Origin of the sequence: Psychroserpens sp. Hel_I_66 (assembly GCF_000799465.1) — a bacterium.
GTDB lineage: Bacteria > Bacteroidota > Bacteroidia > Flavobacteriales > Flavobacteriaceae > Psychroserpens.
In genome coordinates this window covers 172594-189500 of the sequence record NZ_JUGU01000001.1, presented here as the reverse complement: position 1 = coordinate 189500, position 16907 = coordinate 172594, and the positions used below count along the sequence as shown (strand labels likewise).

Sequence of the window (16907 nt, the reverse complement as noted above, 5' to 3'; positions counted from 1 at the left end):
TTTTTCAAGTTAAAACAATACTTTTGCTTAAACGATTAAGCAAATATATAAAAACTAGGTGAATAAAAAAAGAACTACAATAAAAGACATTGCAAATGTTTTGGATATTTCTCCTGCTGCTGTTTCTAAAGCATTGCACGATGATTCAAGAATTAGTGCAAAAACAAAACAAGCTGTAAAACGGGTTGCCAAGGAGCTTAACTACCAACCAAATCATTTGGCTAGTGCATTGAGAAAGGGAAAAAGCAATTTAGTTGGTGTTATCGTTCCTAAGACGAATAGCAGTTTTTTTTCTTCCGTAGTACAAAGTATTGAAGAGGTTCTCAATGAAGCTGGATATAACATTATTATTACGCAATCTAACGAATCATTTAAAAAAGAATGCAGTAGTATTGATACGCTTTTATTCACTCAAGTAGATGGTATTATTGCTTCGATGGCCAATGAAACTGTTGACCTTTCTTATTACGAGAAGGTGAAATCAAAAGGGATACCCTTAATTCTTTTTGATCGTGGGGAAAATGATCTTAATGTGGATTATGTAGGTATAAACGATTATGACAGTAGCCATATGATTGTTGAACATCTCATTTCAAAAGGGTGTAAGCGTATTGCGCATATTGGTGGTTTTAAGCGTACTAGAATTTTTAATAATAGAATTCGAGGCTATGTGGACGCTATTAAAGCAAATGACCTCCCTCTTGACGACAATTTACTTGTTGAAAGCGATTTAACTTTGGAAGATGGACGTTTAAAAATGACCGAATTATTAAAACTAGAAGTTAGACCAGACGCTGTCTATGTATCTAGTGATTATGCTGCACTGGGAGCATTACAAGTACTGAATGAACAACATGTTAAAGTTCCTGAAGATATCAAACTTGTTGGTTTTGGGAACGAGCCATTTACCTCGTTGGTCACTCCTGGCATTACCAGTATTGATCAACACAGCTCAAAAATTGGCAAACTTGCTGCTGAAACATTTTTAGAACGCATTAAAAAACCTACGGTAAAACAGACTTTAAATAAGATTATTCTTGACGCTCAATTAATTGTAAGAGCATCTTCTGAATAAATTTATCGATTGAATCTACCTGAGGTATTACCATCTAAAATATTCATGACTTCACTAACCGAAGAAAAATTGACATCACCTTCATAGGTGTGTTTTAATGCACTGGCAGCAGAGGCAAACTCCATAGCTTTATAGTCATCGAAGTTTTGAAGTCCATAAATCAATCCGCCAGCAAAAGCATCTCCAGTCCCAATTCTATCAACGATGTGAGTGATATCTAAATCTGTAGTTTCTCTAAACTCATTGCCATTCCACATTCGGGATCGTATTTTATGCCAAGACGCATTTATAGGTGTTCTAATTTTATCAAAGGTCTTTTTTATTGAAGGAAATCTATTTATTAATTCTTTACTCGCCTTGATGAAATCTTCATTAGAATAATTATACTTAGTGTCTAAAATTTCATTCATTTCATTTACACCACCTATAAAAATATTGGAATAGCTTAATAAATCTGACAAAGTTTCTTTTGGTTTTGCTCCATACATCCACAAACCATTTCTATATGTAGGATCAACCGATACCTCAACTCCCCTTTTTTGAGCCAGAATCAATCCTTCTTTTAGGGTAAGATAACCTCCTTCACAGAGTGCAGGCGTTATTCCCGTCCAATGAAACCATGTACAGTTTTTTAGTGATTTATCCCAATCTACCATGTCTGGTTTAATTTCAGAAAACGAAGAATGAGATCTATTATAAGATATTGAGCTTGGTCGCATCACCGCTCCAACCTCTAAAAAATAGACTCCCAATGGTCGCTTTGAACGAACAATTGAGGATGTACTTACCCCAAATTTCCGTAGATAGGATATTGCAGTATCACCAATAAAATCATTTGATATTGAAGAAATATGCCTCACTTTACCTCCAAAATTTGCTATTGAAATGGCAACATTTACTTCTGTACCTCCAAAATAAAATTCTAAACTATTAGATTGAATAAATTTTTTATTTCCTTCGGGAGAAAGACGCATTAGTACCTCTCCAAATGTTACGGTTTGATTCATGTTGGTTATTTTCAAATAAATTTACAAAAAAAGCCTTTCAAAATTGACAGGCTTTTCTATAATAGTATTTTAAAATTTTTCTCGCTATCTACAGGTGCAACTTCTCTTATAAAAAAATAAATTGTAAAGACAGCTAAAACTACTGAAACTGTAATCAATTTAAATACTTGTGTTTAGGATTGTCCTTCTGTAATATTACCAATAAACCAGTTCATGATAATTGGGAAAATTGCAAGGATAGTACCAGCTAATCCTGCCAATGTACCAACAGATGGACCTTTGAATTAATCGCGTATTGAAAAAAAAAATTAAAAAGTTAGTATTGGCTTCAATAATCATGCAACACGATTTGATGTTGAGAATGCAAACTTTTAATTTTGACTTATAACACTTTAAAATGTTAAAAAAAAATTTACTCGATAAAATGTTTCATTTTTTCGTTTATATATGTAATTTTACAGAAGATTTACATAAGTTTCCCCAAAGACGCATGTCGATCAACAACCAAATTTTATACGAACTTTTACAAAAACCCTACTTATGATGGAAAAAATTCACTTCTCACAAATTGTTCAGACAACAACTTTACGAATACCAATATAAATTCTGGAATTCGTAAAAATCCAGGTCAAGTGACAGGATGCCATATTGACCCTTTTTAATTATCTAGACGGAAGATTAAAATATATCACCAAGTACATTTAAAAATCAAAAATGTATAATGGCGCTTAAATGAATGCCCTAAAATCTTAAATCAATGAAAAATACGCTATTATTAACCCTTGCTATTTCTGCTTTGCTTTGTTTTTCTTCAAACGCTCAAGATCTAGCAACAACCATGACGGTTAAACCAGGCACACCTGTCTTTGTATCTTCGGGTACAACTCTTGATGCCTCCAACATCAACCTAAAATCGACGTCCTCAAAGTTTTCTTGCTTACTTCTAAACGGAACGTTAGGAACATCAAACATTGTCAACTATGATAGATACATCAATGTCGTAGGCGTAACTGGTGTAAACGGAGGAAATGATTTGATCTCTTTACCTGTTAAAGCTTCTGGAGACGTGACCTTTGCAGATTTATTAGGTTACAGTGCCGATGCTGGGCTAACCACCAATGCTGATATTATTGTCAACTCAACAGCTACCCCAACGCTTTTTCTTTTTGGACCTTATAGTAATACAACCAGCTCTTACTTCAATTATGATCAAGTAGCAGAAGGCTCAATACAATTAAAAAGCGGAGTTGGTTACAGAGCAGCTTCAAATAATGGAGAAACAATAAGGTTTACGGGCACTACAGCAAATGCAAGTGAAACTGTCACAATTACGACAGCAAACAACAATTCATGGAACCTTATAGGTAATCCTTATCCTACCTATATGGATTCGCAAGCTTTTTTAGCCGAAAACTCAGATAAGCTAGATCCAAATGCCACAGCAATATATGGCTATAATAGTGGCAGTGCACCAACAAGTGGTACTATAGACAACTTTACCATTATCAATAATTTAGTTAATTCTAATGTAAATATTGCACCAGGACAAGGGTTTTTGGTCGCAAACCACAAAGATTCCATCTCTAATCCTATTTTGTACACTCCAGCAATGAGAACCATTTCAGGAACTGATGATTTTATATTAAACAGAGACGCAAATCCAAACCAAATGCTTAGGCTACGTGTAGATAACGCTACAGCAAATTATGCTACGGAAATCTATTTTAATGAGAACTCAACCTTAAGCTTAGACCCTGGATACGACGCTGAACTTTACGGTGGCGCCAACTCCAGCTTAATGGTATATTCCCGCTTGGTCGAAAATAATGTTGGTCGCAATATGGCTATCCAAAGTCTTGGTTTTGTTGCGCTTGATGATGTTAGCATTCCTATAGGCATAAAAACAGCTCAAGGCATACAGGTAAGTTTTAGTTTGGAAAACTTCATCTTGCCTGAAGAAACTGAAGTGTATTTAGAAGATCGTGAAACTAATACGTTTACGCTTTTAAACACCACCTCCTATACGTTTACCCCAAACTCTGCAATGTCAGGGACAGGACGCTTTTTCTTGAGAATTGGTAGCCAGACGCTCTCATCCAACATGCAAGACAGTAATGATCTAAAATTATTTGCAAGCAAAAAAACCATTCATATCAAAGGACAATTACTTGCTGATACTCATGTGAGCATTTATGACGTACAGGGTCGTTTGGTAATGTCCAGCAGTCTCGATCAAGGCACTCAAACCAATAGCATTTTAGCAGCTCATCTTAATACTGGTATCTACTTGGTCAAACTAGCTAACGAAAAACAATCACAAACCAAAAAAGTGATTATTAATTAGAATAATTCTTAGACAATACCTCGGTTACCAGAACCATTAATAAGATTTAGTAATAAAAAATAGGTAACTCAAATTAAATCTTGAATAGCTCCAAAAAAAAAAAAAAAAAAAAATAAGAAAACACATTTTAAACAAATACCTACTCTCATGAAAATCACAAATTTTAAAATCACGCAAATACTTTTGACAGTTTGCTTTTTAGCAAGCACTATTGCTGTTGCTCAAGTGGGCATTGGCACTGACACACCAGATACTACATCCATATTGGATCTACAATCTTCCTCGAAAGGCTTATTAGTACCCAGAATGAGCACTCTAGAACGAGAGGCCATTGAAAGTCCTGCAGAAAGTTTATTGGTTTTTGACACCACAGAACAAGCTTTTTACTACTATAGCACAACCAATACTTCTTGGACAATGTTAGAAAATGATACATCGGTTAAGAGAGATAATTTTAAACTTATTAAATCTGTCACAGATTTGGCTCCAGAACTAACCGCTGGCTCAGGAACAACATACAAATTAGACGAGAATACTTATTATGAAATAAATGGTACAATAGCATTGGCATTCCCTATAGATCTTAATAATGCCTACATTTCTGGATTAGACGCAAATGAAGATATTTTGGTAGCATCTGGTGTAGTTTTTAAAGGAAGCACAGGTGGAAGTATTAGAAACCTCACCATAAAGGGTACTAAAGCTTTTGAGATTACGGGTCCAGGTATCGCGACCAATTCATCACTACTAGTACAAAATACCGTTGTGGATGGTATGACCTCTAGTGTGGGAAGCATTTCAGGATTTGGAATATACTTTGGAAATATTATACAGTTTATAAACAACGCTGATGGTATTACGTATTCCAATATTGGTAATTTATTGCTAAATAATCAAGCATGGTTTAGCAGTAACAACGGTACTTTTGAAAAGCTCACAGGAAGTTTTGGTTTGGTTGAAAAAGTAAGCGGGTTTAGCACAGTTAATGGATCAGATATAGCTTTTGACGTAAGTACTACTGGACTTGCAGTAGGCAATGGTGTTTTAAATGGTACAGTTTTTTCTGGAACAACTACTGCTCCAGACTATATTAAAGGTTATACAACAGATTCTTACATAGGTTATAGTTTCACTACAGCTTGGTCTGTAAATGCACCTGGCATTCCAAAAGAAAGTGATGGAGATGCAACGGGAGACATCAATTTATCAGCAGTCGTTGGTAGTGGTGAAACCACCTCGTTTACGGGTACAGGAACTTCAAGTAGAAGAAAAGTAGTAGGAACGACTACCTCAAATAATTTGTTCCGCTTTACAAAAAATGGGGATAACAGAATTACTTATAGAGGAAATCAAAAGAGGTACTTTCAAGTAGTGGGCTCAGTCTCTTATCAATCTTTAAACGATATTATCCTTATTGTATATATTGCTAAAAATGGTGTTATTATTAATGAAACAAAAGTTTACACTAGGGCTACAAATGACAATTCTATATCTGCGGTGCCAGTTGTGGGCACTATAGAAATGAAAAAAGATGATTACATCGAAATTTGGGCAGAACGTTTTTCTGGAACCGGAAACATGCTTACGGTATCTTTAAACCTATCTGCTAGATAAAAAAAAGCTATCATCTTATTTTTGAATATGGCACATACATTTAGTCCGCTTAAACATACCATCCAATGTTTAAGCGGATTTTTTTCTTTAAGCCATTCTGAATAAAACCTTATAAGTTGAATTAACATTACCTGCTTCGAAAAAGAAAGTCGGTATCTTGGTTTGCAATATTTTCTTTCTGGATTTTCCCAGTTGCAATATTCGGTATTAATCAACCTTTAATTGGGTATTTATTTCGAGTAAATTTATAAAACTAACCTACTATCTGTAATTTTACTTAGCTCTATCATGGCGAACTCTTCCCAACTTAAAAATACCAACACTTTAAAAATTAAAATTTATAACTAAAACCAAGCATATAACCTTGCTGATCACTAGAAAAAGTGAGTGCCATGTGCTCTTGTTGATATTCCGAAGTAAATAAGAGATTACTCCCCAAACCTATCGCTGCACCTGCCAAGACATCAAGTATATCATGCTTTTTAGAATCTATTCTACTGGCAGCTGTAAAGCCTGCCAAAGCATATGCAGGAATACTATATTTAAAACCATAACGCATATGGATAAAGCCTGCACTATGAAATACGGTAGAGGTGTGACCAGAGGGAAATGAATTATCATTGCTCATATCTGGTCTCGGTTTATTTACACTATATTTTAAACCGTAAGTAACACCCGTTGTGAGCAAAAGACCTTTAGTAAATTGCCAAGCTCCTTTTTCATCTCCAATAATAAAAGAAGTCCCTAATGTTGCTGCTGGTAAAGCAATTAACAATACGTCCCCAACTTTTTGAGTGGTTCCTATTTGAGGTTTTGTATCACTCGTATCTTGCGCCTGTAGCGGTAAAGAAATGAGAAATAAAACAATGCATAGTTGCATTGCATATTTGATAGATTTAAAATTCATTGAATTAAAGGGTTCTAAATAAATTAAATGGTTTGAATGCAATTTATTTTACAATACTTTAAAAATAAAATTGAATTCTAAAATAAGTTTAAAGCGGTTTTTACAAAGCCAAAAACTTGTATCAAAACACAATCTTACAATTTGGGTTTCATGATAATGCTCGCAAAGTGCTATACAAACTTCTTATTTTTAAGCCTTCGCATAAACCGAAACTATAAAATAAATCACGTAGAGATAACGTCATTTTCCCTTTTTTGTTACAGATGATTTTTTTTTAATACCGAAGTATATGTATGATCACGCTAACTATTCGCCTTTAGATATTACTTTTGAATAATAAATTTTCGCTACGAAATCCCAAGGTAAGCAAAGGTGTTTGATAATTTAAATTAACCAGATGTATTTAACGGTTTCTCTATACGCAGTTGTCAACAAAAGGGAATAACAAATTAATTTTAAAATTACAATCTATAATAAATAAAAAAAAAAAAAACGGTTTAGAGTGAACTAAACCGTTTTTTTTGAAAGAATTTAACCTAGTAGCGGGAACTGGACTCGAACCAGTGACCTTCGGGTTATGAGCCCGACCCAAACCGCTTTTTCAACACAAACACTGGGTGTTCAGGCTGATAATTTTATGTAATCGTGTTCAAAACCGTGTTCGTTTTGTTTACATGATTAAACTATATATATTAACCCAAAGGTATCTATTTTTTGAATGTAATCTTGGCATTTTATTAGAAATTATTGAGGTGTACCTTTTTCATTTTTTTTCATAAAACCATATCCATAAAGAAACAGATAAATATCTCTTTTGAAATTTTTGCAATAGACGGTAAAGAATAAGGTTAAAATCTAATTATTTACTGATTCTCAACACAGCATTTACTGCTACTTTATTTCAACTTTTAAAAATCCGCCTGTTCTGTTTTAATTAATCATCTACCTTATTTTAGAACCGAGGAGCTTCTTCAAGCGATATTCTATAATGATGGGCGCTTTTACACCGCATTCTAAGTACTTCGCGATTTTTTTCCAATACCATCAAAATTGGGTAAAATTTACACGAACACTATTTTGCTTAAGATAGATTTATTTCGTTTTACATTGCTAACTTTATAAAAAACAACGACATGCTGAAAAAACACATTACATTGAAACACCTGTTTATTAAAGAAAAACAATGTATCGGCATTCAGTTCAATTCCGATAAAGTTATTCAGGCGTTAATTAGAGAGTTACCCAATCCAAAATGGAGCAATGAGTTTGGTATGGCATATATTATTAACAGCAAACCTAACCTCAATTTGATTTTTGATAAATTCAGAGGTGTGGCCTGGGTAAATTGCAATTATTTTTATAATGACAGAGAACTAAACAACAACAATAAAGCTATTAATGTTGAATGGTTTAGAACAAGATCAAAAAAAGAAAACTTTAAGCCATGCCCAGAGGACTAACTGCTAAAATTGGAGTTGAAAAAATACTCGGACAGCACAGTAAAAAATTATGTACATAGTTTTGAGGCGTTTATTAATTATTATAAAGACAAAGAACTGTTCAGCCTTAACGAGAATGATATTAGACTATACATTCAAAAGTTAGTTAAGGAGAATAAGTCAAACTCTTCGATTAATATGGCCATAAACTCCATAAAGTTTTATTACGAAATGGTTTTGGGGATGCCCAATCGATTCTATTCCATAGAGAGACCGAGGAAAATATCTAAACTCCCCAAAGTACTATCTAAGGAAGACATTATCTCAATTATAAACCACACAAACAACATAAAGCATAAATGCATAATTAGTTTGCTCTATTCTTCAGGACTACGAAGAAACGAACTATTGAATCTTAGATTGGAAGACATTGATAGCAAAAGAATGGTCATTAGGGTAGAACAAGCAAAAGGCAATAAGGACCGATATACTGTTCTCAATAAAATTGTTCTCGAAGATTTGCGAACGTATTTTAAAACTCACAGACCTAAAATATATTTGTTTGAAAACCCTATGTCCCAATCTAAATATAGTAGCTCTAGCGTCTTAAAGGTTGTAGTTAATTCTGCCAAAATTGCAGGTATAAAAGAAAGAGTAACACCTCACATACTTAGACATAGCTTTGCAACACACTTATTGGAAAACGGAACGGATATTCGCTACATCCAAATGTTATTGGGTCATAATTCAACCAAGACAACAGAAATTTATACACATGTGGCCACTAATTCATTTAAAAGAATTAAAGATTTGCTAACTTAGTGCGCATATAATAGATATATAGTTACCAGTAACTATATATATTTGTTAGCCACCATTTGAAAAACCATCATTTACGGAACAAACCATCTTCTACTAAATCTCTAAAAAATTTGAATTCATCTTTAGTTAATTTTTTTTCCCAAGCTGAATATTGGCGAGATACTTTCTCAAGTGTCGCTTTTTCGAACTCTTTTTTTTCGTCTTCGCTTAACATTGCAATTAAAGCGTCGAGTTGTGTTCTTATAACAGCAGTTTGCGCCAATAATCCAATTGAATTTATTCTGTCTTTATCCATTTATATTTCTTTAATTTAACGAAAACCAATATACGAATTTATGTATCCAAGAAAATTTTATCCAGAGGCAATTATATTTTCAATATTATTTACGAGCTTATTTCTTTTCAGCGAAAGATATCTAGCTGGACAAGATATGCCGAGTGAAGATATATTGGAATTTATGTTTCATATCCCTGGAGCTTTACCTATTCTATTTTTTTCGATACTTTATGTATCTATTTCAAAAAGAGGAACTGGAGAATTTGGACTTCTTTGGTATATAGCTGGTTTAATATTTGCACCATTGACATTATTCGTAATCGGAATAATTGGCGCGGAATCAAACACAATATCAAAAAAGAAAGCAGTAGAAAAAGAGAGTGGAATTAATTCTAAAGTTTCTGAATTGAAAAAAATGCACGCAAACGGAGTAATTGATGATAGTCAATATCAGAGAAATTTGAATAAATTAAATGATGAACAAAGTGACTTTAATTTAAAGCAAAGTTCAAAATATATCGACTTATGTAAAGCATTAGAAAACGACTATATTACGCAAGAGGAGTTCGATAAGAAATTAGCTGAATTAAAATAATAGAGCGAAAAAACGGTGGCTAACAATGTATATAAAACATAGCTATTACAGGCTTTCCGAGAGGTTCGGGTGTGTTTGTGAAGTCGCCAAATTTTTAAATTTGGCTTTTTGAGAATTAAAAGATAAAAAGAAAATTTAAAAATTCGGCTTGAGTATAAACCGAATGTTCAGCGTCTTTTTACACGCTACGTTTCATATACCAACCGTTAGCTTTAATACGATGAACGACGAAAACTTTTTGAATAAATGGAATAAGTTGGAGTTATTTAAAGCTCTAAATAGTTCCAAGAATAAATTTAATCTAGACCAAAAATCAACTGAATTCTTATTTGATATTGGACTTCCAAATGACGTTCTTGAATTAAGTTTCGATTATCTAACAGAGGACTTGCAGACAGTAAACGAGGCTTATAAAATTAATGATTCGAATTTCGACAAATATGTCTGTATTGGATTTAATGGTTCTGGAGACCCAATCGGACTTAATATTGAAAACAGAGAAATTGTTTATCTGAATCACGACGACGGATTTAAAGAAGTATATATTAATGGCGAAATAGAAAAATTCGCTCGTTGCGGAATTGAAATTATTGAGTTCCAAAACAATCTGAAAAAATTTAAACCAGAATCTTATTTCTCAACGGAATTTTCTGATGAGGAATTGACACAATTACAAAATAAACTGACTCAAATTGACAACAAAATTTTTGACAATGACACGCATTGGAATCATACTGTTGAATATTGGATTTGGGAAAGACAAGATGAACGAAATAAGTACTAAAGCTAACAACGTGTATAATTAATTGCTTTGGTCGTTGCTTATTTGGAAAATTCCTTCGGAATTTTCTCTGGCACGTTTTTGTTTACTAAATTAGTTGCTTAACCACGCAACTAACCATACACAAACCCGTTGTGAGCAAGCTAACCAAACTATCCTATGAATGAAGATTATTTAGCATATTTTAAATATTCAGGTGAAGCTGTCGAGAATGGCTATTTAGATTTAAGAAAGTCCGCCGACGCTTTGAATGGAATAGATGAATTATTTAGATACTTCTTAACACAGCAAGACCCAGAATTAGCAAAAATTGATTTTGAAATACCTGCACGTGTCAGAAAAGGTAGTTGGGAAGCATTAATTCCCGAAAATATAGGCGAATGGCTTCAACTAATTCTTGGAACTGGAGTTACAACATATACTGTAGCTGCACTTAAAGAAATGGCTAAATCTGATTTTAAAGATGCTGGATTTAAAACTGTTTTCAAAAAGATAATTAAATCAATTAAATGGTGTATTCAACTTGCCAAACATCTTGGAACTACGAGAAAAAAAAGTTTTGATAATGTAAAGTTCAAAGAAGAGAATGGAATACAATTTATTGGAGTAATGAATGAAAATGGAGAAATTTTGTTCGTGCCTAAAATGTATCTTGAATTGTTCACGCAACTGCCACCTTCAATATTTTCTAAACTTGCCAAACCAATTGAACCTGAAAGAGAATTATCGATAGATTTTGCAGATGACGAAAAAAATGACGCTGACGATACAACGGAGGCAACAATAAGCTATGCCAACAAGGATATTTTTTATGCCAAAGATGAAGAAGAAGAAATTTTATTCCCTGAACTTGAACACGGAATGTATGTTGAGATTGACGGTCACGTGACAAGAGGCAACGAAAATTCAAATACAATCGGATTTCAATATTCTGGTCATATTTTGACTTGTTATCCAGAACAAGGAAACATAAGTAAAGAAAAAACAAAATTATTTACTAATTGTACTATTAAAGGGTTTATTGACAGACAAGACAAAAAAGGAGTATACATAGAGAAACGACCAAGAATAAGGTTTTTGGAATTAATTCCGTTAGATAGCAGTTTAAATAAACAATACGATATGTTCGAGTAAAAGCCAGCTCACAACAACGTATATAACTCATAGCTAGTTAGTTGCTTAAACTAAGTTAAGGCATATTTGGAAAGTCGCCAAATTTTTTAATTTAGCTTATTGAGAAAAAAGATAATAAGAAAAATTTAAAAATTTGGCTTGTGCTTAATCCGAAAATATTTTTCTAATTTGCACGCTACGAGCCATATACACAACCGTTAGCACACATTAAAAACGAACATCGTGCTAAAATTTGACAAATACGGAAAACCGTAAGTTTCTTTTTAGCAGAAAAATTAGATTTGAAATTTTAAACAAAACAAAACAGAAAAACTATGGCAGGAATTTTAGGATTATTAAGCTTTGCATTATTTATTGCTCTTATTGTTGGACTTGTAAAACCATCATTAATTTTGAGATGGACAAATAAACCAACTCGGTTAAAAGTTATTGGTTATTGGTTTTTAAGTATAATTATAACAGGTGTTTTAGGAGTTATTTTTATTGATACAACAATTGACTCTAAAACAAGTATTGAAACTGCTAATAAAAACATAAAAGAAGGAAATTACTCAAACGCAATTTCTACTTTAGAAAAAATAGAAAAAACGGATAGTCTATATAATAATGCTCAATTACTTATAAAAAAAGCTGACAGTCTAAACAATCTAACAGCCGAACAAAAATTAGTTGCAGAAAAACTTAATGCAGAAAAAGCCAAAAAAGAAGAAGCTCTACAACAAAAAGAACAACTTGAACGAGAACTGAAATCTATAAATGACGGAATTGAATTTGCGGACGGAAACTCAATTGAAGAACTACAAATGGATATAGTTCTTTTTGCAAGTTGGGCGAAAATCATTAAAGAAGCAGAGGAATCAGAAAATACAGAAATTAATAAATTAGGAGAAAACCTTAAATCAAAAGTTTCGAAAATACAAATAAAAGAATTTCCAAATTTGAGAAACCAATATGCAAAAATTGTCGCAAAAAAAATGTGGGAAAACGATATTGACGTTTCAGCCAATGGAACAGGAAAAAAATACATAAACTTTAGTGGTGGAGTTTTTGCTGCAAATAAAAACAAACAGGAATTTCAAACTCAAGTTCAAGAAGTGCTGAATATGTTTAGATTTAATCAAGCAAGATATCGTTGGTACAAAGGAGAGAGCGAATATACCTATTATACAATGTACGAGGGAAAAGACTCTGAACCTGTAACATTTAACAACTAAACGATATGAATAATTGTTCTGTATGTTCTGTAAAATTAAAATTTATTAATACCCCAACATTTGGTGCTGGTAAATTAAATGACGGTAGTGTTATTTGCACTTCTTGTTACAAAAAAATTAATAAAATAAATCCAAGTATAGCGTTTAAATTAAAAAAACATTCACTAACTGATATACAAAATCTTCTTCAAGAAAAGGAAGAAACTGACAGTACTAAAAACGAAAAATTAAACGAGATTAAAGCAGAAATTAAAAGTCTAAATTTAAGCAATGTTTCGACATTTTTTGGGAGAAAAGAAATCAACGAGTTACCACAAATTCTTGCGGAAAACGAAAAAATCGACCACATAATTCAAGGAACGTATAATAATGGAAATGGAATTTTAGTGTCTACTAATAGACGTTTAGTGTTCATTGACAAAGGTATGATTTACGGACTAAAAGTTGAGGATTTTCCTCTTGAAAAAATAAGTTCAATCCAATATGAAACTGGACTCATTTTAGGAAAAGTCAAAATTCACACATCTGGAAATATTGCTTCAATTGACAATGTTGAGAAAGCATCTTCAAGAATATTTGCGGAATTTGTTCGTGATAAATTATCAAAACCAAAAGAACCAATTGCACAAAATAGTCAAGAACCAAATGTTTTGGAACAATTAGAAAAACTTGGAAAATTAAAAGACAGCGGAATTTTGACAGAAACGGAATTTAGTGAGCAAAAGGCGAAATTACTTGAGAAACTTTAAAATAATAACGTGTGCTAACACCGTATATAATTTATTGCTAGTTCTAGCCTACTTACGAAAATCCTCGCGGATTTTCTATTCGGTTTTTATTTGCTAAATTACGTGCTAAACCACGCAACAAACCATATACAAACACGTTATGTGCAACTTAAGACATACTGACAATCATAATTTTTCTAGTTTAGCAAAACCTACTGTCTTTCTATAATTATCGGGAGAAACACCTACTTTCTTCTTGAAAAACCTACTAAAATAAAATTCATCGTCATACCCAAGATTAGCTGCGATTTGTTTCAAAGGTTTTGAGGTTAAATATAGTTCGCGTTTAGCCTCTATAATAATTCTATTAGAAATTAACGAACTAGGTGTTTGCTGTAAATATTTTTTCACAATTCCAGCCAATGTTTTAGTGCTAACACATAAAACATCTGCATAATCTTTCGCAGAGTGTAACTCAGAATAATTCTTCTCAATAGAATCTACTAAATTTTGCAATATTTCAGATTGATCATCAGAAAATTTTGGCACTATATCTTTATTGGATTGTTTTTTTTGTCTCACAGCTTCTATTAAAAACACCTTTAAAAAAGCCACAAGAACCTCATGCTGAGCAATAGAATCTCTATCCATTTCTTTTGAAATTTGATCTATAAGGTTAAAAAATAACGCTTTTTCAGAAATTTTAAAATGTGGTAATCCATGAAAGTTGTTAAAAAGAATGCCCTCTGTTTCAATTTCATTTTGATGTCGATATGTGCAAAAAAAGTCAGGGTGAAAATTTAATAACCAGCCTGAACAAGACTCTTCAGAAGAAATCATAAATGGTTGATAAGGTGACAAGCAAATCATTTGGTTGCCTTGTAATTCATAATTAGAAACATCTACATTTAACTTGTAATTGTTTCCTTTTAGTAAAATAATAGAATAATAATTTTTTCGCTGTAAATGGTCAAATTGATTAAGATTTTCAAACCTTTCTAGTCTAAATGCCAGTTCACCATTTTGCTTATCAATAATAATTTGAGCCATAAGAGTCTATTTCTTCTTTAATGTTACGTATTAAAAAGAAAGGAGTGTTTATTACACTCCTTTCTAAAGATAACAATTATTTCGAAGCTATGATGTCTATTTTTTGAATTGCTGATGCTTCAAAACCATCTAAAAGAACAGGCGCATTTTCCATAAGTGCTGCTGCAACTTTCCCTGTTAAATGTGTATCTCTACCAGAATCATCTGCAAAAGTATCAAAGATTGCATATGTAGTAGCATCTATTTTTATAGCATACCAAGATAAAGTTTTTGGCTCGTCACCAACTAATTGTTTGCCGACATTAAGGAAGTTTTCAACATCTGTTGTCTTTGCTTCTTTAGATTTCATAATAACAAGCAAACCCTTGTTTTGCAATCCGGATTTATGATTAGATGCTAATACATCTACTGCTTGAATATCTGTGCTAGGATCAAAGTTCTCTAATAAATCACCTGCATTTGCTAATAATGCCTTCGCAACTTCGCCTGTTAAATGTGCTTGTCTTCCTTCTTCTACTTCAAAAGTATCATAAATACCAAAAGTATTATTATCTATTTGAAAGGCAAACCAAGATACTGTTTGAGGTTCTTGATTTACTAATACTAATCCACCAAGTAAGAAGTTTTTGACGTCTTGTTCTTTTCCTGTTTTTGCTTTCATAATTACTAATAATCCGATAGTTTCTTTTTTTGTACTATTCATAATGTTTGTGTTTTTAGATTTTGAAAATGTTTGAATTGTAAATCCTAGTAGAAAAACTAGGAATGCTAATTTTAATGGAACTTTAGTTTTCATCGTTTCTTGTTTATTTGTTACAGTGCAAATTTGAGACGAAACAAAAGACTATGGAATGGATGTTTATTACTAACGCATGGACAATTTTCAAAAAAAGCAATACTATTGAATCCAGTATGCACATAACACCGTATATAAAAAATTGCTTCATTTATCTTATTATTTTGGTAAGTTAATATTTATTTTGGTATTTTTAAAATCGGAAAGTTCTCGCATTTTTACACGCAACTTTTCATATACAAACACGTTGTGGTTAATGTCCCAAAACCGAGAAAGTGAATGAATAAAACGATATTTGAGATTGCCAAAATGGATTGTCCCTCGGAGGAAAATCTAATACGAATGAAATTGGATGGAATCTCAAGTATTGCGAGTTTGGACTTTGACATTCCCAACCGAAAACTGACCGTTTTTCACAGCGGACAAATCGACCAAATCGAAAAGTCCGTTATAGAACTGAATTTAGGCGGAAAGAAAATCTCGACCGAACAAACCAACCAAACGGAATTTAATGAAAACTCAAATCAGAAGAAACTACTCTGGACTGTACTCGGAATAAATTTCGCTTTTTTCATCATAGAAATGACAACTGGAATAATCTCAAAATCAATGGGATTAGTTGCCGACAGTTTGGATATGCTTGCGGACAGTTTCGTTTACGGAATTAGTTTGTTTGCGGTTGGCGGAACTATAATAAGAAAAAAACGGATTGCAAAACTTGCTGGATATTTCCAAATAACACTTGCGATTATTGGGTTTGTGGAAGTCTTAAGGAGATTTATCGGAGACGAGAAACTTCCTGACTTTTCGACAATGATTATCGTGTCGATTTTTGCACTTATTGCAAACGGAATTTGCCTTTACATTTTACAAAAGTCAAAGAGTAAAGAAGAAGCTCATATGAAAGCAAGTATGATTTTCACTTCAAATGATGTGATTATCAATTTAGGAGTTATAATAGCTGGACTTTTGGTAAATTGGTTGAGTTCAAGCAAACCTGATTTGATTATCGGAACAATTGTTTTTGTCTTGGTAATTCAAGGTGCTTTTAGAATACTAAAATTGAGTAAATAAATAAAAAACACTAACCACAACAAAGTACTGTGTTAAAAAACAAGTAAAAC

General features: G+C 32.6%; 16 protein-coding genes. 11 read left to right on the top strand and 5 right to left on the bottom strand.

Annotated features, from left to right (window positions below):
- Positions 1 to 58 precede the first annotated feature (58 nt).
- Positions 59 to 1075: a LacI family DNA-binding transcriptional regulator gene (locus tag GQ40_RS00910; RefSeq protein ID WP_047544923.1), complete on the top strand. Its 1017-nt coding sequence runs from the start codon at positions 59 to 61 to the stop codon at positions 1073 to 1075.
- A gap of 2 nt (positions 1076 to 1077) precedes the next feature.
- Here the strand turns inward: GQ40_RS00910 and GQ40_RS00905 are convergent, their stop codons facing one another.
- Positions 1078 to 2082: a sugar kinase gene (locus tag GQ40_RS00905; RefSeq protein ID WP_047544921.1), complete on the bottom strand. Its 1005-nt coding sequence runs from the start codon at positions 2080 to 2082 to the stop codon at positions 1078 to 1080.
- Positions 2083 to 2839: 757 nt separating this feature from the next.
- On the opposite strand from GQ40_RS00905, the gene GQ40_RS00900 reads away from it, so the two are divergent.
- Together GQ40_RS00900 and GQ40_RS00895 are read left to right on the top strand one after the other, a co-directional pair.
- On the top strand, positions 2840 to 4426 hold the full coding sequence (locus tag GQ40_RS00900; RefSeq protein ID WP_047544919.1) for a T9SS type A sorting domain-containing protein: 1587 nt from the start codon (positions 2840 to 2842) through the stop codon (positions 4424 to 4426).
- Between the two features lie 147 nt (positions 4427 to 4573).
- Entirely contained in the window at positions 4574 to 6040 is a 1467-nt protein-coding gene (locus tag GQ40_RS00895) for a hypothetical protein (protein WP_047544917.1), read from the top strand.
- A gap of 331 nt (positions 6041 to 6371) precedes the next feature.
- Here the strand turns inward: GQ40_RS00895 and GQ40_RS00890 are convergent, their stop codons facing one another.
- Complete coding sequence (locus tag GQ40_RS00890; protein WP_047544915.1) at positions 6372 to 6947, bottom strand: phosphatase PAP2 family protein; 576 nt, start codon at positions 6945 to 6947, stop codon at positions 6372 to 6374.
- Positions 6948 to 8101: 1154 nt separating this feature from the next.
- Between GQ40_RS00890 and GQ40_RS17880 the strand changes: the two genes are divergently transcribed.
- Both GQ40_RS17880 and xerA read left to right on the top strand, forming a co-directional pair.
- Positions 8102 to 8407: a hypothetical protein gene (locus tag GQ40_RS17880; RefSeq protein ID WP_316931452.1), complete on the top strand. Its 306-nt coding sequence runs from the start codon at positions 8102 to 8104 to the stop codon at positions 8405 to 8407.
- Positions 8408 to 8422: 15 nt separating this feature from the next.
- Entirely contained in the window at positions 8423 to 9208 is a 786-nt protein-coding gene (xerA, locus tag GQ40_RS00880; RefSeq protein WP_316931451.1) for a site-specific tyrosine recombinase/integron integrase, read from the top strand.
- Between the two features lie 67 nt (positions 9209 to 9275).
- On the opposite strand, the gene GQ40_RS00875 is transcribed toward xerA, so the two are convergent.
- The gene (locus GQ40_RS00875; RefSeq protein WP_047544913.1) at positions 9276 to 9503 is read right to left on the bottom strand and encodes a hypothetical protein; all 228 of its coding nucleotides are present in this window, start codon (positions 9501 to 9503) and stop codon (positions 9276 to 9278) included.
- A gap of 40 nt (positions 9504 to 9543) precedes the next feature.
- On the opposite strand from GQ40_RS00875, the gene GQ40_RS00870 reads away from it, so the two are divergent.
- The 5 genes from GQ40_RS00870 (at position 9544) to GQ40_RS00850 (ending at position 13958) form a co-directional block, all read left to right on the top strand.
- A complete protein-coding gene (locus GQ40_RS00870; protein ID WP_047544911.1) occupies positions 9544 to 10080 on the top strand; it encodes an SHOCT domain-containing protein in 537 nt (178 codons plus the stop codon).
- A 220-nt stretch (positions 10081 to 10300) separates the two neighbouring features.
- Positions 10301 to 10864, top strand: a complete 564-nt coding sequence (locus GQ40_RS00865; RefSeq protein ID WP_047544909.1) for an SUKH-4 family immunity protein — start codon at positions 10301 to 10303, stop codon at positions 10862 to 10864.
- Between the two features lie 156 nt (positions 10865 to 11020).
- Positions 11021 to 11995 (top strand): hypothetical protein, encoded by a 975-nt coding sequence (locus GQ40_RS00860; RefSeq protein WP_047544907.1) that lies wholly within the window; start codon positions 11021 to 11023, stop codon positions 11993 to 11995.
- 314 nt (positions 11996 to 12309) lie between these two features.
- Positions 12310 to 13209, top strand: a complete 900-nt coding sequence (locus tag GQ40_RS00855) for a hypothetical protein (protein WP_047544906.1) — start codon at positions 12310 to 12312, stop codon at positions 13207 to 13209.
- A 5-nt stretch (positions 13210 to 13214) separates the two neighbouring features.
- A complete protein-coding gene (locus GQ40_RS00850) occupies positions 13215 to 13958 on the top strand; it encodes a PH domain-containing protein (RefSeq protein ID WP_052184100.1) in 744 nt (247 codons plus the stop codon).
- 165 nt (positions 13959 to 14123) lie between these two features.
- Here the strand turns inward: GQ40_RS00850 and GQ40_RS00845 are convergent, their stop codons facing one another.
- Both GQ40_RS00845 and GQ40_RS17790 read right to left on the bottom strand, forming a co-directional pair.
- Entirely contained in the window at positions 14124 to 14987 is an 864-nt protein-coding gene (locus GQ40_RS00845) for a helix-turn-helix domain-containing protein (RefSeq protein ID WP_047544905.1), read from the bottom strand.
- Positions 14988 to 15063: 76 nt separating this feature from the next.
- A complete protein-coding gene (locus tag GQ40_RS17790) occupies positions 15064 to 15783 on the bottom strand; it encodes a putative quinol monooxygenase (RefSeq protein WP_052184099.1) in 720 nt (239 codons plus the stop codon).
- Positions 15784 to 16062: 279 nt separating this feature from the next.
- Between GQ40_RS17790 and GQ40_RS00835 the strand changes: the two genes are divergently transcribed.
- Positions 16063 to 16857: a cation transporter gene (locus tag GQ40_RS00835; protein ID WP_047544904.1), complete on the top strand. Its 795-nt coding sequence runs from the start codon at positions 16063 to 16065 to the stop codon at positions 16855 to 16857.
- Positions 16858 to 16907 lie beyond the last annotated feature (50 nt).